This window comes from Nocardia cyriacigeorgica, from assembly GCF_010858045.1.
In the GTDB taxonomy this organism is placed as follows: domain Bacteria; phylum Actinomycetota; class Actinomycetes; order Mycobacteriales; family Mycobacteriaceae; genus Nocardia; species Nocardia cyriacigeorgica_E.
The window spans coordinates 1-346 of sequence record NZ_JAAGVC010000189.1 but is presented as its reverse complement, the minus strand read 5'-3'; the positions used below and the strand labels follow the sequence as shown (position 1 = coordinate 346).

Annotated in this window: 1 pseudogene; it reads right to left on the bottom strand. The window is 59.2% G+C overall.

Annotated elements, in window-relative coordinates:
* Positions 1–201 precede the first annotated feature (201 nt).
* Positions 202–346: pseudogene (locus tag GV790_RS31510) on the bottom strand (FHA domain-containing protein); the annotation flags it as partial.

The following is a 346-nucleotide window of genomic DNA, read 5'->3' as shown; positions in this document are numbered from 1 at the left end:
ATTCCGATCAACGTCGAGCTCTATTGCGACGGCACCTACGTCGCCGACAATGTGGTCACCCCACGGTTCGTCTGAGCGGTGATGAGATTCTGACCGTCGCCCCTACGGACCGGCGATCATGAACTCGAGCCGCGACACACATTGTGTGTTTCGCCAACCTACGGCCCCGCTGGCAATTCGGCGGGGCCGTACCCATGTGTTTCACAAATCGCGGTCGCTGACGATCCCGCTGTGCATTGCACGCTCCGCCAATCGCAATCGCTTCTGATTCTGCGGAAGATCCTCCACACCGAACTTGATGAACAGCGCCCGCAAATGCGTCTTCACCGTCTCCGCGGCGAGGAAA